At 58.5% G+C, this 22,374-nt stretch carries 14 protein-coding genes and 1 tRNA gene; 13 read left to right on the top strand and 2 right to left on the bottom strand.

The features are described 5' to 3' along the window. Window positions 1-102 precede the first annotated feature (102 nt). From J3T95_RS07475 to J3T95_RS07465, 3 genes are all read left to right on the top strand, one after another. Window positions 103-1,488 (top strand): sugar porter family MFS transporter, encoded by a 1,386-nt coding sequence (locus J3T95_RS07475; RefSeq protein WP_267450983.1) that lies wholly within the window; start codon window positions 103-105, stop codon window positions 1,486-1,488. Window positions 1,489-1,527: 39 nt separating this feature from the next. After that, the gene (locus J3T95_RS07470; protein ID WP_267444678.1) at window positions 1,528-2,202 is read left to right on the top strand and encodes an SGNH/GDSL hydrolase family protein; all 675 of its coding nucleotides are present in this window, start codon (window positions 1,528-1,530) and stop codon (window positions 2,200-2,202) included. Between the two features lie 130 nt (window positions 2,203-2,332). Continuing rightward, window positions 2,333-2,420: transfer RNA gene (locus J3T95_RS07465), tRNA-Ser, on the top strand. 553 nt (window positions 2,421-2,973) lie between these two features. On the opposite strand, the gene J3T95_RS07460 is transcribed toward J3T95_RS07465, so the two are convergent. Beyond that, a complete protein-coding gene (locus J3T95_RS07460) occupies window positions 2,974-3,744 on the bottom strand; it encodes a GNAT family N-acetyltransferase (RefSeq protein WP_267450982.1) in 771 nt (256 codons plus the stop codon). A 315-nt stretch (window positions 3,745-4,059) separates the two neighbouring features. Between J3T95_RS07460 and J3T95_RS07455 the strand changes: the two genes are divergently transcribed. After that, window positions 4,060-4,680 carry an isochorismatase family protein gene (locus tag J3T95_RS07455; protein WP_267450981.1) on the top strand — a complete coding sequence of 207 codons (621 nt, stop codon included), beginning with the start codon at window positions 4,060-4,062 and terminating at the stop codon, window positions 4,678-4,680. Window positions 4,681-4,698: 18 nt separating this feature from the next. Here J3T95_RS07455 and J3T95_RS07450 read toward each other — a convergent pair whose 3' ends face one another. Next, complete coding sequence (locus J3T95_RS07450) at window positions 4,699-5,445, bottom strand: SDR family oxidoreductase (RefSeq protein ID WP_267450980.1); 747 nt, start codon at window positions 5,443-5,445, stop codon at window positions 4,699-4,701. Between the two features lie 325 nt (window positions 5,446-5,770). Here J3T95_RS07450 and J3T95_RS07445 point away from each other — a divergent pair, with 325 nt between their 5' ends. The 9 genes from J3T95_RS07445 (at window position 5,771) to J3T95_RS07405 (ending at window position 22,305) form a co-directional block, all read left to right on the top strand. Further along, window positions 5,771-7,096 carry an MFS transporter gene (locus J3T95_RS07445; protein WP_267450979.1) on the top strand — a complete coding sequence of 442 codons (1,326 nt, stop codon included), beginning with the start codon at window positions 5,771-5,773 and terminating at the stop codon, window positions 7,094-7,096. A 485-nt stretch (window positions 7,097-7,581) separates the two neighbouring features. Continuing rightward, complete coding sequence (locus J3T95_RS07440) at window positions 7,582-13,056, top strand: endo-alpha-N-acetylgalactosaminidase family protein (protein ID WP_267450978.1); 5,475 nt, start codon at window positions 7,582-7,584, stop codon at window positions 13,054-13,056. Window positions 13,057-13,345: 289 nt separating this feature from the next. Beyond that, a complete protein-coding gene (locus J3T95_RS07435; RefSeq protein WP_267450977.1) occupies window positions 13,346-14,671 on the top strand; it encodes an ABC transporter substrate-binding protein in 1,326 nt (441 codons plus the stop codon). Window positions 14,672-14,801: 130 nt separating this feature from the next. Then, a complete protein-coding gene (locus tag J3T95_RS07430; RefSeq protein ID WP_198176904.1) occupies window positions 14,802-15,758 on the top strand; it encodes a carbohydrate ABC transporter permease in 957 nt (318 codons plus the stop codon). Beyond that, the gene (locus J3T95_RS07425; protein WP_324123854.1) at window positions 15,758-16,663 is read left to right on the top strand and encodes a carbohydrate ABC transporter permease; all 906 of its coding nucleotides are present in this window, start codon (window positions 15,758-15,760) and stop codon (window positions 16,661-16,663) included. The genes J3T95_RS07430 and J3T95_RS07425 overlap by 1 nt, the downstream gene beginning before the upstream one ends. 51 nt (window positions 16,664-16,714) lie before the next feature. Beyond that, the gene (gene gnpA / locus J3T95_RS07420; protein ID WP_267450976.1) at window positions 16,715-18,910 is read left to right on the top strand and encodes a 1,3-beta-galactosyl-N-acetylhexosamine phosphorylase; all 2,196 of its coding nucleotides are present in this window, start codon (window positions 16,715-16,717) and stop codon (window positions 18,908-18,910) included. Beyond that, complete coding sequence (locus J3T95_RS07415; protein ID WP_267450975.1) at window positions 18,897-19,976, top strand: phosphotransferase enzyme family protein; 1,080 nt, start codon at window positions 18,897-18,899, stop codon at window positions 19,974-19,976. The genes gnpA and J3T95_RS07415 overlap by 14 nt, the downstream gene beginning before the upstream one ends. After that, the gene (locus J3T95_RS07410) at window positions 19,973-21,505 is read left to right on the top strand and encodes a galactose-1-phosphate uridylyltransferase (protein WP_267450974.1); all 1,533 of its coding nucleotides are present in this window, start codon (window positions 19,973-19,975) and stop codon (window positions 21,503-21,505) included. Before J3T95_RS07415 ends, J3T95_RS07410 begins: the two co-directional genes overlap by 4 nt. Window positions 21,506-21,564: 59 nt before the next feature. Then, window positions 21,565-22,305 (top strand): SDR family oxidoreductase, encoded by a 741-nt coding sequence (locus J3T95_RS07405; protein ID WP_267444669.1) that lies wholly within the window; start codon window positions 21,565-21,567, stop codon window positions 22,303-22,305. The last annotated feature ends 69 nt before the right edge of the window (window positions 22,306-22,374 follow it).

Genomic DNA, 22,374 nt, shown 5'->3' with positions numbered 1-22,374 from the left:
CTCCTTTATCAGCGCAAAGTCTGGCAACAACTACTGAGATTCAAAAGTGTCAGATATATCACATTCTGTGTATGAGAGCCAATGCCTGATGAAGGAGTCAGCATGAGCACAGGATACCCAGAACAAAAGGAAACCAGTGGATCCAAATATGTCATATTCGTCGTACTGATAGCAGCCATCGGCGGTTCGCTTTTCGGATACGACCAAGGCGTCATATCCGGTGCCATCAGCTTTTTCTCTGTACATTTCAAACTGTCCCAGGCCCAGGTGGGATTTGTGTCGGCTGTGCTGGCTCTGGGAGCCATGGCCGGGTGCCTGGTCGCCGGCTGGATGAGCGACCATGCAGGACGTAAACCCGTCATGATCGTTGCAGGCCTCCTCTTCACGCTCTCCAGCCTGACCATGGCCCTCTCGCCCACGGTGACGATACTGATCATCGGTCGCATCCTGTCCGGCATAGCCATCGGCATGGCCTCGACCATCGTCCCGCTCTATATTTCCGAGGTCGCGCCAGCCAGAATCCGCGGGACCCTGGTCAGCGCCAACCAGCTGGCCTTCGCCATCGGCATGACCGTGGTCTACATAGTCAACGCCACCATAGCCAATCTGAACCCGCCTGACTGGAACATCGCCTGGGGCTGGCGGTTCATGTTTGGCTCGGGCATGATTCCCGCCATCATCTTTTTCATCCTGACGCCTCTCATTCCCGAGAGCCCGCGCTACCTGATCGAAAAAGGCCGCACCGACACGGCCATGAAGGTTCTGACCCGCATGAACGGCGCCAGGTCCGCCAAGGACGAGGTCGGTCTGATCAGCAAGACGGTCCAGACCGAGCAAAAGGGCCTCATCAGCGAGCTCTTCAAGCCGGGCATCCGCTTCGCCCTGCTCATCGCCCTCTTGGCAGCCGCCTTCCAGCAGCTCACCGGCACCATCGCAGTCGGGTATTACGCTCCCATCATCTTCCAGAAGACCGGCATCGGCGCCAATGCATCCCTGATCGAGACCATCGGCATCGGCGTGGTCAAGATCATCTTCGTGGCCATCTTCATGGTCTACATTGACAAGCTGGGCCGCAAGAAGCTGCTGACCTGGGGCGCAGTGGCCATGGCCGGCGCCCTCTTGGCCCTGGCACTCCTCTTCTCCATCGGCAAGTTCAACACGCTCATGAACATCCTGATCGTAATAGGAATCCTCGCCCATACCGCATTCTACGAGCTCTCCTGGGGCGGCGGGGCCTGGGTCATCATGTCCGAGGTGTTCCCGACCCGCATTCGCGGCCGCGCACAGTCCCTCTGCTCCCTGACCATGTTCCTGGCCTCCTTCTTCGTTGGGCAGGGCTTCCCGATCATGCTCAACGGCATCGGAGCCACATGGACATTCATCATCTTCGCAATCTTCTGCCTTGTCATGGCATGGTTCGCCAGGAACGTCCTGCCCGAGACCAACGGCAAGACCCTGGAGGAAATCCAGGCCGAATTCCAGAAGTAAACCCCATCAGACATGGGAAGAAAGGGAATAAGACAAGACATGATGCTGTCTGAGGATTACTTCAAAGACAAGATCATCAACTGCTTTGGAGATTCGACGACCTGGGGCGACAACGGTCTGGATTCAGGAGGTCAAAGCATCTCCTGGACCCAGACCCTCCAGCGGCTCATACCTTTCAAGGAGGTGCGGAACTACGGTATCTGCGGGTCGCGCATCGCCGTCTGCGAAGACAGGGACGATTCCTTCATCGAACGGTTCGAGCAGATGGATACCGAGGCAGACGATGTCGTGATCTTCGGTGGAGTCAACGACTTCCAACACGATATACCGCTGGGTGAGGAAAACAGTACGGACAGCCATACATTCTCCGGCGCCTTGAACGTCATGCTGACTGGTCTGCTGAAGATGTATCCCACGCAAAACCTGGTCGTCATCACGGCCACGCAGAACAACTTCGTCCACCCGACCAAGAACTACCCCAACACCCGTCAGCGCAACGCCTGCAACCTTATGCAGGAGGACTATGTGCAGAGGATGAAGGAGATATGCGCCAGCTACTGCATCCCGGTCATTGACCTGTTTGTGCAGAGCGGCATCAGCCCTTTCATCAAGGGGCATGAACGCTTCATGCCTGACGGCCTGCATTACAGCCAGGAAGGGTATCAACGGCTCGGGCGCCGGATTACCGGCCTGCTGCTGCCGTATCTACTGTGAGCATCATTCACCGGAGCACAGGACGATCAGACTCATATGTCTCCACACGCCGGGAGCAGCCATATCGGCCGTCCATGCTATAGTTTTCAGTTGTGCCGTTACGGAAGTCATATGGCTCTCAGCGGCACTTGGAGGATTCGCCTAGTGGTCTATGGCGCACGCTTGGAAAGCGTGTTGGGTTCACGCCCTCACGAGTTCGAATCTCGTATCCTCCGCCAATAGGTCTTGAAAAACAGCCCAAGGCTTTTTTAGTATCCAGAATATCGATCTTGTAGCTCTGACTGCCGGATTCCGCGGCCTCAGCGTCGCTTAAGACACTTAAGCTGACTGCCATCGAAGCTATGCACCAATATCATGAGGCGCTAGGCCGAACCACGAAAGTCTTGAAGAATGTCGCGGACTGGCCTACTGGACACTCTTCCCAAGAGCGAGCTGCACAAGGAAGAAATTCACAATACCCTTATTTTGGATGAGTCTGCCAACGGTCTGCATGAACCCGACATCCTGCAGCAGATTGCCCTCTTGCGCAAACTCATCGTCAACAAAGGCCTTACTATCATTGCCATAGAATATAACCTACGCTTCATCGGTCAGGCTGACTAGGTGATCAATATGGACCTAGGAGCCGGAACTGCGGGCGGCAAGATGTTGTTCGAAGGAGCTCCGCTTGCATTGATGCGCCGCAATGACACTCTACCGCCCGAGTTATGAATTCCTATTTCAGCCTCATCAAGGCTACTGAAATCCCATCCGCAGGCGACAGTATTCGATTTAACAATCTTGCAGACGGCGCTTCTGCTTGCCATGCTGATCGAAATTGGCATCATCCAACCAGTTCTCCAACCGCTCTTTCACTGCCGGCCATTCACTATCCGTCATGGAAAACCAATCCGTATCCCGAGTCCGGCCCTTGTAGACCATGTCATTCCTGAACCGGCCTTCAGGCTTGAATCCCAGCCTCAGCGCCGCAGCTCGTGAGGGCTCATTGAGGCTGTCGCACTTCCACTCGTACCTTCGATAGCCCAAGTCCTCGAAGACATGCCGAGCCATCAGATACTGGGCTTCGGTTGCCTGTCTGCTTCTCTGCAGCTCCCTGGTATAAATGACATGGCCCATTTCCACACTTCCCATGTCCGCCCGAATCCGCATCAAGGCATACATCCCCAACAGATCCGACGAGTCATCAGGTTTCGTCAAACTTCGTAAGCCCGGATACTCTCCAACTGCAGATGGACCGGCGCCAGGATCAGGTGCCGGCGGCTTGCGAAGTATCGCAAAAAAGAGAGGGTCCCGGCTTGCCATCATGGATTCGAACCCTGCATCGAATGCAGCTCTATCAGGATAAAGGTCCTGCCTGCTATAGGTCATGATGGATTCGTCGCAATCCGGACCAAAAATCCGTTCATAGAAGGCATCGCTTTGGTCTGCGCTCAAGGGCACCGCCAGAACGATCCTGCCTATCAACTCGACGGACTCCGGCATCATGGCCCCGGCAAATGAGACCGCATCACCAATAGGCTGCCCGAACTCATTGATACGCATTGCCACTCCCTCCCTTAGGACGATGCGGGCCCAGCCTTACAAGGAAGAGACGGGCCACACTAAAGGCACCTGTCATAACCTCGCACAATCCTGGCACTCAGGATACCAAGCAGACACGCTAAAGGCCGTATGGAACCGCCCCAAGTGGCCACCTTCAATCCACCTTGCTGCCCGCCTCGCCGATGTGCACAGCCACAGGAATCGGAGGACCAGCCCGTCTGCGAGAATTAGATTGGCGCAGAAGAGGAATGATTGTCGAGCTTCAACCAGAATGATTTCTGCACACCGCCAACTTCGACCAAGGGAGTGATCACCATGTCCAAGGCTTTGATTGTCGTGGATGTTCAACCGACCTTCTGCGAAGGAGGTGAGCTGGGAGTCGAGGGAGGCAATGCCACGGCTGGCAAAATCGCCGACTATGTCCACGGCCATGCCGGGGACTACGTCTACATGGCCACCACCCAGGATTGGCACATCGAACCCGGATCTCATTGGTCCGATTGCCCGGATTTTGTAGACACCTGGCCTAGACACGGCGTAGCGGGCTCGCCCGGCGCGGAGCTTCATCCCAGAATTCGTGAGCTGGGTATCGCCCACCACTTCAAAAAGGGCCAGTATTCAGCCGCCTACTCCGGATTCGAAGGCATCGAAGACAACACCGATCGCATCCAGAGCAGGGAGGAGTTCGCTGCGGCCAAATCATCTGGGGTCACCCTGGCCGATGCCCTGGCGCAAGCTGGCGTCGACCAAGTGGATCTAGTAGGCATCGCCGAATCTCACTGCGTCAAGGATACAGCCCTTGACGCCGCAAAACTGGGCTACCAGGTCACGGTCTTCGAGGATCTGACTGTCCCGGTCAGCGAGGATCAGGGTGTCAAAGCCCGGAAGGCCATGGCTCAATCAGGCATCCGTCTGCTTTCCTCCAGCGGCGACTAAAGGCATTGGCAGAGGAATTCACCAGGGCTGGATGGTAGGGCCTACGGTGAATTCCGATACATTGGTATCCTCAGGCTGATCGATGGCAAAGGCCACCACCTGGGCCACCCGTTCGGGATCAATCTGGTAGCTGTCGTAGGTCTTGTTCATATCAGCCAGAGTCTGCTTATCTGTGATGGTATCCAGCAACTCGGTTCGAATGGCCGCCGGGTAAATGGTAGAGGTACGAATATGAGTCCCCTCCTGGGCGGACTCCATCCTGAGCACCTCCATCAGATCACGCAGACCCCACTTAGTCGCTCCGTAGACCGCTCCACCGGGATAGGCTTTGAGGCCCGCCACCGAAGAGGTGGCGATGAACTGTCCGTGACGCTGCCCGGTAAACTCCGGCAAGGCCGCTGCGATGCCGTACAGAGCACCTTTGAGGTTGACGTCAATAGTCCGATCCCACTCGTCCACATGCAGGGCCGACAGGGGCGAGTTGGGCATGAGCCCGGCGTTGAGGAATACCACGTCCACTCCACCGAACTGCTTCTTGGCGAAAGCCACGAAGTCCTCATTGGCCTGCCGATCGGTCACATCCAGAGCCATAGAGGCAGCCTGGCCACCCGCCTGAACGATGTCGTCGACGATTTTATCCAGCCGATCCTTGCGGCGAGCGCCCAGCACCAACTTGGCCCCTCGCTGCGCCAAGAGCCTCGCCGTGGCCTCCCCGATGCCTGACGAAGCTCCTGTGATCAGCACTGTCTTATCCGCAACAGTCATAACCGTCCCACCTTTCCTTGATCCTCAATTGGCCTGATGGTACAACTTCGAGTCGCTGGAGGTGCAAGCGTGTGCTGCAACCACATTAAAAGCCAAAGCTCAATGCGCGGTGAAGGCCCAAGCCATCGCATAAAGCAACAGCGACAATGACGCAAAACTCTGCAATCCGCATGGCGATGAGCAATTCAGATCGAATGCTGGACCAGAGTTCACATTTTCATTTCCCATAGTGGACATTCAGAGCAGCCGAACCGCAGATCAATGGGAGCATACAAACCAAGCAGCAGTTGGCTAGTCCCGATTCCGCAAGAGGAAGGCCCCAGTCATGTCGACGACACCGACACAGCCCTCATCACGAAAACAGGCTGTTTATCCGTACCTGATCGTGCTGTCGGGCATCGTCTTCACAGCCATCCCGGTATCGCTGGTCTGCAGTTGCGCGGGCATCTTCTTCACTCCTGTCAGCAGCTACTTCCGTGTTCCCAAGGCCGCATTCACTGGGTATTTCAGCATCTTCAGCATCACCATGGTCATCTTCCTGCCGGTGGCCGGATGGCTGATGCACCGCTACGATCTGCGCATCGTCCTGACGGCAAGCACCATCCTGGCCGGTCTGGGCTGCCTGGGTATGTCCCGATCATCCGCCATGTGGCAGTTCTATCTATGCGGAGTGGTTCTGGGAATCGGCATGCCGCCCATCCTCTATTTGTCAGTACCCGCACTCATCAACGCCTGGTTCCGCAAACGGGTTGGATTCTTCATCGGTCTGTGCATGGCTTTCACCGGCATAGGCGGGGTAATCTTCAACCAGATAGGCACCATGATCATCAGATCCGCCCCTGATGGATGGCGGCGGGGATATTTGGTCTTTGCCGTTCTCATTCTGGTGGTCACCCTGCCCTTCACCATTTTCGTCATTCGCGGCACGCCCGAACAGATGGGTTTGCATCCTTACGGCGCCGCCGACCAGGAGCCTGCTGCAGCTGAGGCTGCCTCCAACAGCACAGGCACCGTAAGTAAAGACAAAAGAAGTCCAGAGCCTGCCGCATCTACCGTAGGGATGACGGCTTCCCAGGCCTTGCACTCCCCTGCCTTCTGGGCGCTGGCGCTCTTCTGTGGCCTGATCACCATGAATCAGACCATCTACCAGTTTCTGCCCTCCTATGCGGCCTCACTGCCATCCATGGCGGCCTACACGGGCCTGATCGCCTCCTCCTGCATGGCCGGTCAGGCTATCGGCAAAGTGGTCCTGGGCATGGTCAACGACGGCAGCATCGTTGGCGGGCTCTGCCTGGGCATCGGCGGCGGCATTCTCGGCGTCTGCCTCATGGTCGCCTTCCCCGGATTGCCCGCACTCCTCCTGCTGGGGGCCTTCGCCTTTGGCCTGGTCTACGCCTGTACTACAGTGCAGACGCCTATCCTGGTTACAGCGGTCTTCGGCTCGCACGACTACACCAACATCTATGCCCGGATCCAAATGGTGGGATCCCTGGCTTCGGCCTTCGCCGCTCTCTTCTGGGGCGCCATCGCTGACCAACCCCACGGCTACATCATCATGTTCGGTCTGAGCATCCTGATCATGATTGCGGCCTTGTTCCTGGGCATTATCCCTCTGAAGGGGACGCGAAAGTCGACCACTCAAACCGCCTGACCGAACCCTGCAGCAGCCGCATTCACTTCCTTTCGCCGTTCTGTCCCTGCCGCTACGGGCGAGTGGCGAAACCATGATCCTCCCCGTAGTCTTGACCGACCTGTGGATCTTGAGCTTTAGCATCACCTGCTTGTGGCTGAAGCGCAATGTGACAATGGACATACATCCTGCACCAATGAATGCATGAGAGGGGAATCGCTCATCCATTGTCCCATTCAGCCATGTGCATCAACTGCCGCCGAGACCGCAGATCGAGTTCAAAGGACCTCTCTGCCTAAATATGACAAGTACATATACAAACAATCAAGCCTGATTTTTGGACCTATCTATACTTGTGCACTGACATTATCTTTACTACACTTACATTTGACATTGACGTGACGCTCTGACCCAATAATGATGCCGTAGTTCCGGGCAGTCTCTTCCGCGAATGAATGGGTCGGTCGCCCGCCATTACGTGGACGGCAAGGAGGCTTGTCTAGAATATGAAACGCATCATATCCATGACCCTGGCGACAGTATTCGCCTTGGCTGCCGCAGGGGCTGCAGATCCTGCCTTCGCTGCCACGGGGAGTCAGCCGTACCAAACCAATGCTCCCTCAACCCCGGCTACAGGATCAAGAGCAAGAACCCGAGCTGCTGATATCAGTCAACGGATCACTCCCGTCAATCCTGCAGACCACGAATGGTCTCTGGACCCCTCCACCGCCAAGGGCGGCGAGGTGCTGGAAAAGGCCAACGGCTGGCTGCGCTTCAAAGCCTCAGCAACCAATGGCAACTCCACGACGGCCAGCGAGCAGTACCCGGCCATCGCTCTGGACGCCACCGCCTATGACTTCACCAGCCCAGGAGCTCTGACCCTTACTATGAGCTCGCCCCAGCCTGGCACAGAAAATAGGTTCGGTTTCTATCTAGGGTACGGTAATCCCAACTCCGGCCTCTTTATCGGCTATGACTCCGGGGGCTGGTTCTGGCAGCGCTACGGCGGGGACGCTCAATGGTACACGGGAACCAGACTTCCGGCCCCGACCCAGGATACCCCGACCACGATAGGAATCACTTGGACCGGCCAGAGCGCAGGACTCACCGTAGATGGACGCGCGGCCTTCGAGGATGTCGACTACGGCCCAATGGCTGGCTCGCTAACCGGCAGACTGGCCATGAAGGCCGGCGTCTATCAGAATCAGATCACTGAAGTCAGGCTCAAGCTCAAGGAAGACCCAGCTGATCTGCACTCGGTCGTCGGACGAATCGTCGATGCAGACGGCGGAGCCATCGCCGGGGCCAAGGTCCATATAACGGGAGCCTCGACATTGACAGACGCCGAAGGCGCCTTCACCCTGGAGCGGATCAAATCAGGCAAACACACCCTGCAGATCGGCAAGCAGGGTTATGAGGACGTCACCAGGGACATACAGGTGGACCGCGCCGACCTGGACCTGGGATCCTTGCAGCTGAACAGAGCCACCCCAGAGGCCAAGGTCACCCTGAGCACCTCCGAGATGAGCGTGCAGGTCAGAAAGCACTTCCCTTCAGTGGTTCAGTACACCATGACCAAGCTGGACAACAGGGTCATGTACGGCCGACATGAGGATCTGCGTCGTCTGAACATCAATGGCATAGACATGGATCTGACTGATTCGGACGTGACTTTCACCCAGCAGGGAACAGACAAGGCCACCTACCAGCTTCGCGCCCACAAGCCCGACCAGAATATCGATGTCACCGTGACAGCGGTCCTCTGGCTCAAGGCCAACACCCTGCACTTGGACATCACCAAGATCGAAAACGCCGCTGGAGAAGGCCATCCCATCCAGACCATAGCCCTGCCCGGACAGGATCTGGTGTCCGTCAGCAGCGATCAGGACGGGGCTCAATTCACTGGCGCACGCATGTCCTCGAATACCCAGGTGCCCGGCGACACCACCTTCCCCGTCACTGACGACACCACAGTCGATCCGAACAAGTCCGATTACGCCTATGGGTTCGTCTCGGGAGGATCACTGAGCGCTGGACTATGGAGCAACAGCGAACATGACGGCACCACGGCCGGCGGCTCTATGGCCGGAGGCGCTCGTAACACCCGCGTGCTCACGGACGCCACCAGCATTCATGGATCAACATCCCTCGGGCTGTCCAGCCCGGCCTGGTACTACCATCGCCAGGTCCGGGACTCCAAGAACCGCACTTTTATCGTCGAACAGACCGAAATGCCAAAGATGGCCGTGGCCATCACCGGCGACGAAAATCAGGACGGGAGGGTGGACTGGCAGGACGGGGCCATCGCCTACCGATCCGTCATGAACAACCCTTACGGGGCCCAGGAGGTGCCAGATCTGGTCTCCTGGCGCATTGCCATGAACTTCGGCAGCCAGGCCCAGAACCCCTTCCTAAGCACCCTGGACAATGTGAAGAAGGTAGACCTCAACACCGATGGACTGGGTCAGTCCGTCCTGCTCAAGGGCTATGCCAACGAGGGACATGATTCCGGCCACCCGGACTATGGGGACATCGGCACCCGGATGGGCGGAGCCAGGGACATGAACACCCTGATGAAGGAGGGCGCCAAGTACGGCGCCCGCTTCGGCGTGCATGTCAACGCCGACGAGATGTACCCGGAGGCCAAGGCCTTCAGCGAGGATCTGGTTCGCCGCCGGTCTGACGGCAGTCTGCAATACGGCTGGAACTGGCTTGATCAGGCGGTCGGCATCGACGGCATCCACGACCTGGCATCAGGCTCCCGCCAAGCCAGATTCGGCGAGCTTAAGAAAAAGGTGGGCGACAATCTGGACTTCGTCTATGTGGATGTCTGGGGCAATCAGACCTCCGGCAATGAGGACTCCTGGGAAACCCGCAAGCTCTCCAAGATGATTACCGACAAGGGCTGGCGAGTGGCCACCGAGTTCGGCGCAGCCAACGAGTATGACGCCACCTTCCAGCACTGGGCGGCTGATCTGACCTACGGAGGCTCCACTCTCAAGGGGCAGAACTCCCAGGTCATGCGTTTCCTTCGCAACCATCAGAAGGATAGCTGGGACGGCGACTACCCCGCTTACGGCGGCGCCGCCAACGCTCCCCTCCTAGGGGGCTACAGCATGAAGGACTTCGAGGGCTGGCAGGGCCGCAATGATTACGATGCCTATATAGCTAACCTTTACACCCACGATCTGTCCACCAAGTTCATCCAGCACTTCAAAGTGACCCGCTGGGTCAACAATCCTCTGGACCAGCAGTCCCCCAAGGATCCTTCAGCCAACAACGGCCAGGAGCGGATAATTCTGAAGGACGACCTAGGCCACCAAGTGATCATCGACCGTGGATCCAATGATCAGTCATCGTCGGCCTACCGCGAGCGCACCATCACCCTGGACGGCCGAACCATCCTGCAAGGAGCGGTCTCGCCCGGAGATGGCAGTGGCCAAGGCACTGAGTCCTACCTGCTGCCATGGCTCTGGGATGCCAAGACAGGCAAGCCGCTGTCTGCGAACGGCCAGAAGCTCTATCACTGGAACGCCCGGGGCGGCACGACCACCTGGACACTGCCCGACTCCTGGCACGATCTGTCTGCAGTCAAGGTCTACCGTCTGAGCGACCAGGGCAAGACCGACCCATTGGATATACCCGTGGTCAACGGACAGATCACTCTGAACGCCAAAGCGGGAACTCCCTACGTGGTTCATCGCGGGGCCTCAGCCAATCCGGACATTGCCTGGAGCACAGGTTCCCATTTGGTCGATACTGGCTTCAACGGCGGCAAGAAAAGCCTTGAAGATAATTGGCAGACCAAGGGTTCTGGGAGCGCCGCCATCGTCAAAAGCGCTTCCGGCAATCCAATGCTCAAACTGAATGGCCGGGTCGAATCGTCGCAGGCCATAAAGGATCTGCAGCCTGGTGTACGTTACGCCCTCTATGCGGGTGTGGACAACCGCAGCGACGGCCAGGCACGCATGGAGGTTCGCAACGGTGACCAGCCGCTGGCTGCCAACTCCACTGGACGCAGCCTGGCCAAAAACTTCGTGCAGGCCGACCCCCACAACACCAACTGTGCCACGGTGGATGGCAGCAGCCTCTTCCAGAACATGTACGTCTTCTTCACTGCGCCTGATCAGGGCCATCCGATTCTGACCCTTTCGCATCAGGGTGAGGGATCCGCTTACTTCGACAATTTGCGCCTGGTGAAGAACGAGTACAAGGGTCTGGAAACCGACGCAGATGGTGGCGTGAAGACCTTGACCAATGACTTCGAGCACAACGCTCAAGGCATATGGCCCTTTGTGGTCTCGGGCGCAGAGGACGTGGAGGACAACCGCGTCCATCTGTCCGAGCTTCACGCCCCCTACACCCAGGCGGGCTGGGACGTCAAGAAGATGGACGATGCGCTGCAAGGAGATTGGTCGGTTAAAATCAACGGGCTTACCGAACGCAACACCTTGGTCTACCAAACCATTCCCCAGAACGCCCGGTTCCTTACCGGAGCCACCTATCGAATCTCCTTCGACTACCAGGCCGGTTCCTCCGGCTCCTATGCTCTGGCCGTAGGGCAGGGCGAGTTCGACCCTGCCCGCACCCAGCTGAAACCCCTGGATAAGGCCTTGGGCACCACCGCCCACTATCAATTCGACCTGACCGGCGGGCCTCGGGACTCCTCCTGGTTTGGCATCTACTCGACCGAAAAGGCGCCCGACCGCCAGGGGACATCTGGCGATTCGGCCAACTTCGGCGGGTATCAGGACTTCGTCCTGGACAACCTGCGCATCGAGCGGCTCCCAGACAAGTCCAAGACCCAGGAAGAGGCGCGGGCCAAACTCCGGGAGGTGCGGGACCGCTTCGACAACAACCAAGCAAAGTACAGCGACCAGGCTTGGCTGACCTACCTGCATACGGTGGATCAGGCCCGTCTGCTGATCGAAAAGGACGGCTCAGGACCGCAGGACTGGTCACGTGCCTACGGAATCCTGACCGCTCTTGAGGACTACATGGCCACAGCACCCGGTTCGCAGGCAAGCGATGCCAGCGATATGGCCAAAGATAGCTATGCAGTCACCGTGGGCAGCGAACAGCCCGATGTCGGCGGTACCGAGGGACCCAAGGAATACGCCCAGGATGGCAAGCCCTCAACCTACTGGCACACCAAGTGGGGTGCAAACGCCCTTGAGGACGGCTCAGCCTGGTACCAATTCAACCTGCACGAGCCTGCAACCGTCAATGGGCTGCGTTACCTCCCCCGGCCGGGCGGTGACTCCGTCAACGGCAAGATCAAAAACTACAAGATCACTCTGACCCAGAGCGAGAGGTCGGAGCCAGTGGAAATAACCGGCGCCTTCAGCACGCAGACGACCTGGCAGAAGATCTCCTTCACCCCGGTCTCCAATGTGGTCGCAGTCAGATTGACCGCAACTGAGACCACAGGCATGAGCAGCTCGGAAGCCAACCGTTATGTATCAGCAGCCGAGCTCCGCCTGACCACCGATCGCGCCCTGCCGACCCTTGCTGAACCTGTAGACAAGGGCGAACTGCAGGATCTGGTGAATCAGGCTGCAGGACTCAAGGAGGCCGACTATACTCCGGACAGCTGGAAATCCTTGCAGAACAAACTTTCCACAGCCAGACAGGTGTTGGCCGACGACCAGTCCACAGCCTATCAGGTGGCCCTGGCGACCGCCAATCTGCAGACGGCCATCAACAGGCTTGAGTCCGCAAAACCCGGAACCGGCACAGGCGTCGTCGGCGCAGGTCCAGCGATCGGCAGGAATCCGATCACAGGTACAGGCAATCGCTCCGGCATCAATGCCGGCGAGGGGAATAGCCGGCTGAAGCCGACCCATCCCACTGTTCACGGACAGGACCGATGGCTTTCTGCGACGGGTGTCGCGGTGGTATCCCTGCTGGTCGTAGTGATGATCGTCCTGACTGCAGGTCTCTTGCTGACCAGGCGCAATCTTGGAAACGAAGTTAACTAATACGAACAACCCTGACCGAAAGGGGTGGCGAGGTTCTGTGGCCCGCCGCCCCTTTTAGCATCGCCGGCAAGCTATCGCCATTGATACGAATTTCTCAAATAGATATTGCAAGCAGGAATGACCGACATGAGAGAGGAAAACCCCGGGCTCGCCGGGAAATACAAGTTGATATCCAGACGAAAAGGCTGATCCTGGAATTGTAAATAGTGTTGACAATCAGGTCTGGTATGTTAATCTGAAATTGGTCGCCTCGTGACGACGACGGCCATTTACCGTAAAGGAGCGGGAAATGATATCTGAAGGGAAACGACTACTTGCCACAGTGACGTCGTTGGCGGCCCTGAGCATCGCCCTGTCGGGCTGTGGCTCATCGAAAACGTCTAAGTCCTCGTCCGAAAGCGAGTCTTCCAAGTCGGGCGAAAAGGTGCAGATCACCTACCTGCACCGGCTGCCGGACAAGCCGAACATGACCCCCGTCAACGACATCGTCGCGCGGTGGAACAAGTCCCACCCCAACATCCAGGTCAAGGCAACCAAGTTCAACGGCAAGTCGGCCGAGATGATCAAGAAACTGGAGACCGATGTCAAGGCCGGCAACGCACCGGATCTGGCTCAGGTGGGCTATGCCGAACTGCCCGAGGTCTACACCAAGAGCATGTTGGAGGACGTGAGCGCCCAGGCCTCCAAGTACAAGAGCAACTTCTCCCCCGGCGCCTACAAGCTTATGGGCATCGACGGCAAGATGTTCGGCCTGCCGCAGGATACTGGCCCGCTGGTCTACTTCTACAACAAGGCCGAATTCGATAAGCTGGGCATTTCAGTGCCCACCTCCAAGGATCAGCTGATCGAAACCGCCAAGAAGACGGCCGCACAGGGCAAGTACATCATGTCCTACCAGCCCGACGAGGCCGGCAACATGATGCCAGGCCTGGCCGGCGCCACCAAGCCCTGGTACACCGTGAAGAACGATGCCTGGGTGGTGGACACCCAAACCGACGGATCCAAGCAGGTGGCTGACGTTTATCAGCAGCTGCTGGACGCCAAGGCTGCCCCCACCAATCCCCGCTGGGACCCCTCCTTCGATGCCTCACTCAAGAACGGCCAGCTTATCGGTACTGTGGGATCTGCCTGGGAGGCACCGCTCATCGTTGACACCATGGGCGATACCGGCAAGGGTGACTGGCGCGTAGCCCAGCTGGGCGACTGGTTCGGCAACTCCGGCAAATCCAGCCCCGACGGCGGATCCGGCGTCGCCGTGCTCAAGGGCAGCAAGCATCCTGCCGAGGCCATGGAATTCCTCAACTGGTTCAACACCCAGGTCAAGGACCTGACTTCCCAGGGTCTCGTGCTGGCCGCCACCACCGAAGAGGCGAAGACCCCCGAGAGCTGGTCATCCTTCTTCGGCGATCAGGACCTCATGAAGGAGTTCGCCACCGCCAACAAGAACATGGGCGACTTCACCTACATGCCTGGCTTCTCTTCTGTGGCTGCGGCCATGACAGAAACTGCCGCCAAGGCTGCCACCGGGCAGGCCAAGGTTGCCGACATCTTCTCGCAGGCTCAGACCACCTCTGTGGCCACCCTCAAGGACTACGGCCTGGCCGTCGCCAAGTAATCGACGCCATCAGGGCCGAGAGGGACCATCCCCGAGGTTTGGGACCCGGAGCCGGTGAACGTGTTTCGGGTCCCAAACATGCTCGGCCACAATCTCGTTTCTATTCAAGACAAGGACAGGTGTACCCAGAATGAGTGCTACACGGCGGTCGTCAGCTGCCCGACCGGGCAGGACGGGACGCTCGGATGCGGTGAAACGGGCCGAACGCACGGGTTGGGCTTTCATGGCCCCCTTCGGCATCCTGTTCATCGTGGTCTTCATCATCCCCATTATCTATGCCATTTATTCCAGCTTCTTCCAGGATGTCGCCTCGGGCGGCGGAGCCTATGGGGGCGGAACTATGGTCAATAAATTCGTGGGTCTGACCAACTTCAAGTATGTCGTGACATCGGCCGCCTTCTGGTCGGGGATCGGGCGAGTGCTGATTTATACCCTGATTCAGGTGCCCATCATGATCATCGCCGCCCTGGCGCTTGCCATGGTGCTGGATTCCTACATGGTCAAGCATGTGACCCCCTTCCGACTGGGATACTTCCTGCCCTATGCCATCCCCGGGGTAGTCGCATCCATTATCTGGGTCTTCCTCTACAACCCCCAGATCTCACCCATCGTCAAGGGTCTGTCCTCCCTGGGCATCACTGTGGACTTCTTCGCAGGCAAGGTCGTGTTGGCATCCATGGCCAACATCACCACCTGGACTTTCACCGGATACAATATGCTTATTTTCCTAGCGGCCTTGCAGGCCATCCCTCATGATTTGTACGAGGCGGCTCGCATTGATGGGGCCACCGGCCTGCAGATCGCCCTGCACATCAAGCTGCCCAATGTGCGCGGCGCCGCCCTGCTAGCCATGCTGCTCTCCATCATCGGCACCATTCAGCTCTTCAATGAGCCCCAGGTCATGCAGACAGCCGATCCAGGCATCTCCAACTCCTTCACGCCCATGATGATGGCAATGAACACCTCCCGTGGGACATTGACCCCCAAGGGCAATGGCCCGGCATCGGCCATCGCCATCGTCATGGCCCTGATTGCCGGCGTGCTTGCCTTCCTCTACGCCTGGATTGAGAGGAAGGTGAACGAATAATGCGCATCTTTCGCTCAAGAAGCGGGTCCACCCAGGAACTGCCACGTTCCATGCGCCCCTCCCACCTGGCCAAGACCATCACCGTGGCCGTCCTGATCATCACCTTGATCTACTTCCTTTTCCCCATCTACTGGGCTGTCATCGCCTCTACCAAGTCGCCTTCCCAGCTGATCGGCAGCAATGGCATCTGGTTCGCATCGAGCCTCAAGGACCTGCCCGGCGCCATTGCCGCCAACTACAGCAAGCTGCTGGGCTGGACACATGCCAAGTTCTGGCAGTGGGTCGCCAACTCGCTGATCTATTCGGGCGTATCCGCCCTGATCGGGACCATCGTCTCGGTCATGGCCGGCTATGGGACCGCCAAGTTCAACTTCCGCGGGAAAGGACTGGCCATGGGCGTCGTCATGGCATCCCTGCTCATGCCCGCCGCGCTGATGACCATTCCCCAGTATTCCATCTTCCAGGCCCTGCATTTGGACAACACCATGCTGTCCATCATCATCCCCTGCTCGGTCTCGCCCTTCGGATTCTTCCTGGGAAGGGTATACGCACAGAGCTCAGTGCCCACGGAACTGCTGGAGGCAGCCAGGATCGACGGAGCCGGCGAAGCACGCATCTTCTTCACCATCGTCCTCAGGCTGCTGGCGCCGGCCATGGTGACCATTTTCCTCTTCCTGTTCGTAGCCACCTGGAACAACTTCCTGCTGCCACTGATGATGCTTTCCAGCGAAGGGCTCTACCCAGTGACCCTGGGTCTGTACGGCATGGTCTCCCTATCCACCTTCAACGACAGAGGAGCCCTGATGATGGGGGCCCTGCTGGGTGTGCTGCCGGTCATCGTCCTCTTCCTGTGTCTGCAGCGGTTCTGGCAGGCCGGCCTCGCCGCCGGCTCCGTCAAGGGCTGAGGATCTTCCACCAGCCAAACCCATACATCCTTTGAAGGAGCATGTTGATCAATGAGCACCACAGGCCGATTCACTTTGCCTGGCGAGGAGCATTTCGTCAAGCAAACCGAGGAGCTTTGCCAACGGTGGGGGGCGGATGCCATCCGCAATTCCGACGGCACCAGCCTGGACAGGGAACTGCTCGGGCTGGGGAAGAAAGTCTATAGCGCCTATTTCCCAGCCAGAGGCTATAACGAGTGGATCCGCGAGCATATGGACGAGACGCCGCAGGCCTTCCTGCTGACCGATCGAGTCCTGGCTCAGAACGGGCGGGTCGACATCGATCTGATGGCCGGCTTCTTCGACCAGCAATTGACCCTCAACCGCGATGACGACCCCCACCGATACTGGGAAGTGATAGACCGGACCACCGGCGCGGTGCTGCCTGGCGAATCCTGGAATCTGGACCCTGAACTGGACCGCGTCCACATCAAGGGCGCCACGCCGATGCATGAATATACGGTCACCTTCCTGGCCCGCATCATCTGGGATCCTGTGGAGATGTACAACCACCTGACCAACGACTGGGGCGACCGGGAACACCAGATCCCCCTGGACATCTACCATCCCGCCACCCGCGACTTCGCCATGAAGGCTTTCGCCCGATGGCTGAAGGAGAACCCCTCCACCGACGTGGTTCGCTTCACCACTTTCTTCTATCAGTTCACGCTGCTCTACGACCAGCATCAGCAGGAAAAGATCGTCGATTGGCTGGGCTATGCGTGTACAGTCAGCCCTAGAGCCCTCGAAGATTTCTCAAAGGAATACGGATACCGCCCACGGGCCGAGGACTTCGTTCGGATCGGCTCCTACAATTCCTCCTTCCTGGTCCCCACGCGAACACAGCGCGACTGGATGGACTTCATCAGCCGTTTTGTAAGGGCTAATGTGGCCACCATGGTCGATATGACCCACGCAGCCGGCAAGGAAGCCATGATGTTCTTAGGCGACCAGTGGATCGGCACCGAACCTTATCGGCCTGGGTTCTCCGATCTCAAACTGGATGCCGTGGTCGGATCCGTCGGCGACGGAACCACTCTGCGCATGATTGCCGACATCCCCGGCGTCCGATACACCGAGGGACGTTTCCTTCCATATTTCTTCCCCGACACCTTTCATGAGGGCAACGACCCCAGCATCGAGGGCTTGAGCAACTGGAGGAAGGCCCGACGAGCCATCCTGCGCAGCCCAATATCGCGCATGGGCTACGGCGGCTACCCCTCACTGGCAATAAAGTTCCCCAAGTTCGTAGACACCGTGGCAGCCATCGCCGAGGAGTTCCGCGACCTGCACCGGCACACTGGAAGCCGCCCAGCCGCCACACAGTTGACCGTGGCAGTGCTCAACTCCTGGGGGGCCATGCGCTCCTGGATGGCCTATACCGTGGCCCACGCCCTGCCCAATCAGCAGACTGCCTCCTACTACGGCATCTTGGAGGCCCTGTCCGGTATGCGAGTCTCCGTCCGTTTCATCAGCTTTGACGATCTGCTGAATCAGGGCGTGGACCCGGACATCGGCGTCATCATCTGCGGCGGGCCGGAAGGCACAGCCTTCAGCGGCGGAGCCGTCTGGAAGGATCCCGAGCTGATCCGGATCCTGCGCACTTGGACGGAAAACGGCGGCGGCCTGATCGGAGTCGGCCAACCCACGGCTCTGGACTGGCAGGGACGTTTCTTCCAGTTGGCTGACATCTTTGGCGTGGATCAGGAGCGCTACTGGACGCTTTCTGTGGACAAGCACTTCACTCCACCCATTCAAGACCACTTCATCATCCATGATCTGCCGGAGAATGCCCCTGCTGACTTCGGCCATCCGATTCTCGATACCTACCCCATCGATGGACGTACTGGCCTACTCAAAGCCGATGGCGGCCAGATCCAGCTGGCTGTGCGCGAGTATGGCAACGGACGCGGAGTATACCTGTCCGGCCTGCCCTACTCGGCAGTCAACGCCCGCTTGCTGGAGCGAGCCCTGTTCTGGGCGGCCCGCAAGGAGGGGCAGTACCGGAAATGGAGCAGCGACAATCCTGAATGCGAGGTGGCCGTCTTTCCGCAGGCCGGAACCTACTGCGTGATCAACAACAGCGGCATGGAGCAGAGGACCGAGATCCATCTTCCCGGCGGAGCAAGCCGAGCCCTTGACCTGGAACCTTCAGCCATAGCCTGGCAGCCGCTGCCTTCGGAAAAGAGGGATCATGAGGATCGATGAGAGCACAATGCGCCAGGTGACGGAACATTTTGCCTTGGAAGGCAACCTTAAGGATGTCACCCCCTATGGCAACGGGCATATCAATGTCACCTACCTGGCCAGGACCAACCGGCACCGGTACATTCTGCAGCGGATGAACACGACGGTTTTCCCTGACACTGCTGCCCTGATGCACAACATCGAACTGGTCACCGACTTTCTGCGCTCGCAGGGGCAGGAGACCCTGGACATCGTGCCCACCGATCAGGGCGCATCCTGGTATCAAAGCGACCAAGGGGCCTGGCGGGTCTACAAATTCATCGAGCACACGCGATCCTACGAGATGGTGCCCAACCCGCAGGTCTTTCGCAACGCCGGAGACGCTTTCGGACGTTTCCAGAATTATCTTGCCGACTTCGACGCCTCCCAACTGAACGTGACCATCCCCCATTTCCATGACACGCCCAAACGCTTCCGTGATCTGATGACAGCCGTCGCGAATGACCCTCAAGGCCGAGCCGAGGAATGCCTGGAGGAGATTGATTTCTTCCGACAGCGCGCGGATTGTTACGACACCGTGATGGAGGGCCTGGCAAATGGGACCATCCCCCTGAGGGTGACCCACAACGATACCAAGCTCAACAACATTCTCATGGACGAAACCACCGGTCAAGCCAGGGCAATCATTGATTTGGACACGATCATGCCCGGCTCCATGCTCTTCGACTTCGGGGATTCCATCCGCTTCGGGGCCTCCACTGCGTTGGAGGACGAGCAGGACTTGGGAAAGGTGCACTTCGACATCAATCTCTTCCAGGCCTATGCCCAAGGGTTCATCAGGGCGGTCCGCTCGAGCATCACCGATCGGGAGGCCAGGCTACTTCCCCTGAGCGCCTTGCTGATGACGGAGGAATGCGGCATGCGATTCCTGACCGACTACCTGCAGGGGGACACCTACTTCGCTGTCGCCTATCCTGAGCACAATCTGGTGCGCTGCCGCACCCAGGTGACCCTGGCCCGTCAGATGGAAAAATCCACAGATCAGACTGCCGGCATGGTCGGGCAAGTCATGGAGGCCACCAGATGAGCCCACGGACGGATCCACGGGAACCTGGAAAACAATCTGCTCTGGATGCAGACCTGGATGCCTTTCTAGACTTTGCGCGCCGACATTTGGAATTGGACGAACGCGACACGGATTGGACGCGCAATCGTCTGCTGGCACTGCTGAATCTGGACTCCTATACTCCTAGCGGCCGGGCTGCAGCGCAAGGATCGACGAGCCAAGGCTCCACAGCAGAAGAGATCACCGACTTGCTGGCGGCTTTTTGCCGGGATGCCCACACCGCAGGCGTATTCACAGCTGATCAGGACGCGGCAGTCACTGATCGCCTCATGGGCCAGATCACACGTTCACCATCTCAGGTGGCCGACAGGTTCGCCGCTGTCGAAGCAGAACAGGGATCCATGGCCGCCATGCACTGGCTCTATGACTACGGGATCGCATCGACCTACATCGAAAAAGCCGACCTGGATCGCGACCCCAGGTTCGAATCCCAAGGCCTGATCATCACCATCAATCAAGCCAAACCCGAGTTCCGCACCATGGCCAAAGCCGCAGCCGGCAATCAGGTGGGCAATGGTTACCCGGCATGCACCATATGCAGAACCAACGAAGGCTTCGCCGGGCGAGGCAGAAGCACCCTGCGCACCCTAGGCATGACCCTTGGCGGTCATCTCTGGTTCTGGCAGTTCTCCCCCTACGGCTACTTCGACCAGCACGGCATCTGCGTCAATGCCGAACACAGACCCATGCGTGTGGACCGAGAGACTTTTGGCAATCTTCTGGACTTCGTGGATCGTTTCCCAGGCTACTTTTTGGGGTGCAACGCCGCCCTGCCGGGAATCGGCGGGTCGGTGCTGGCCCACGACCACTACCAGGGCGGAGGAGAGATTCTGCCCCTGCATAGGGCTCCAGCCAAAATGACCATGTCCCTGCCTGGCACGTCTGGCATTCTGATCGAGATTCCGGACTGGCCAGGCACAGCCATCCGCCTGGCAGGTCACGATCGGGAGGCCATCATCGAGGTAAGCGACAAGATCCGACGCGGCTGGATCGATTACTCCGACGAAGCCCTGAGCATCCGCCCACGGGGACCCCGGGGCCGTCAATCCGCGCTCTCGCCCAGTGTGCTCATCACTGACCGGGGATACGAGATGAACCTGATTCTGCGCAACAACGGGGTCAGCGAGCAGTATCCGGACGGTATCTTCCACGTCCATCCTGAGTTCTACGCCATCAAGCAGGAGCCCATTGGATTGATCGAAGCCCAGGGTCTCTTCGTTCTGCCCGGTCGCTTGGTGCCCCAACTGACAAGACTCGCCCGGACCTTGGAGGATGGCGAGGACCTTCCTGAGTCCTTGAAAGCATTCCGTCACCAGTGGGATGAACTGACGGCCGTGCTGAAGGGATCGCGCGATCCTGACCTGATACGTTCGGCCATACGCCGGGAATTGGGCAATGTCTGCAAACGGATCCTAGGCAACACCGCAGTGTTCAAGGATCCCATGCAGACCCGGGCCTTCCTGCTCGAGCTAGGGTTCATCGATCGTTAGTGCGGGCAGGCCACCAGATAAAATCGAACATGACAGCACATCTCTATGAAGGAGTGGATATGACTGATCGTCTACGAGGCAAGGTAGCCATCATCACTGGAGGAACGGGCGGCATAGGCATGGGCATCGCCGAATGCTACGTCCGCGAAGGAGCCAAGGTGGCCCTTACAGACATCAAGGAGAGCGATGCCTCCCGCAGCTTCACGCAGAAGCATCCCGAACAGGTCGTCTTCCACACCTTGGACGTAACGGACGAGGACCAGTGGGTTTCCGCCATCGACGCCGTCGAAAAGGAGCTGGGCCAGCTTACCACTGTGGTCAACAATGCCGGCATAGGCGGCAGCGGCGCCACCATGGACGAGGAGACTTACGAGGATTGGAAGAAAGTCATTGCCATCAACCTGAACGGGACCTTCCTGGGCACCAAACATGGCATGCGGGTCATGAAGGGCCGAGGCGGATCCATCATCAATATCTCCTCCATCGAAGGATTCGTAGGTCTGAGCCGAGCCGGCGCATACAACGCCAGCAAGGGCGGCACCAGGCTGCTGACCAAGTCTGCCGCGCTGGATTCCGCCAACAACGGCTACGGGGTCCGCATCAACTCGGTCCATCCCGGATTCATCAAGACCCCGCTGATCAGCCAGAGCCTTGAGGACAGAATGAGCAAGCTGACGCCTCTGGGCCATATCGGCGAGCCGCAGGACATCGGCGAGATCTGCGTCTACCTGGCCAGTGACGAATCCAAGTTCGCCCTAGGTGCCGAATTCGTTGTGGACGGTGGATTCATCGCCCAGTAAGCAATCCCAGTAACGAATTCCCGGACCCCCCCTCTACCTGTCCGCTTCACAGTGATGCAAGCAGCTAGG

Source organism: Bifidobacterium sp. B4079 (genome assembly GCF_026537385.1).
Classification (GTDB): Bacteria; Actinomycetota; Actinomycetes; order Actinomycetales; family Bifidobacteriaceae; genus Bombiscardovia; species Bombiscardovia asteroides_I.
This window is presented reverse-complemented; position numbering and strand designations above follow the sequence as displayed.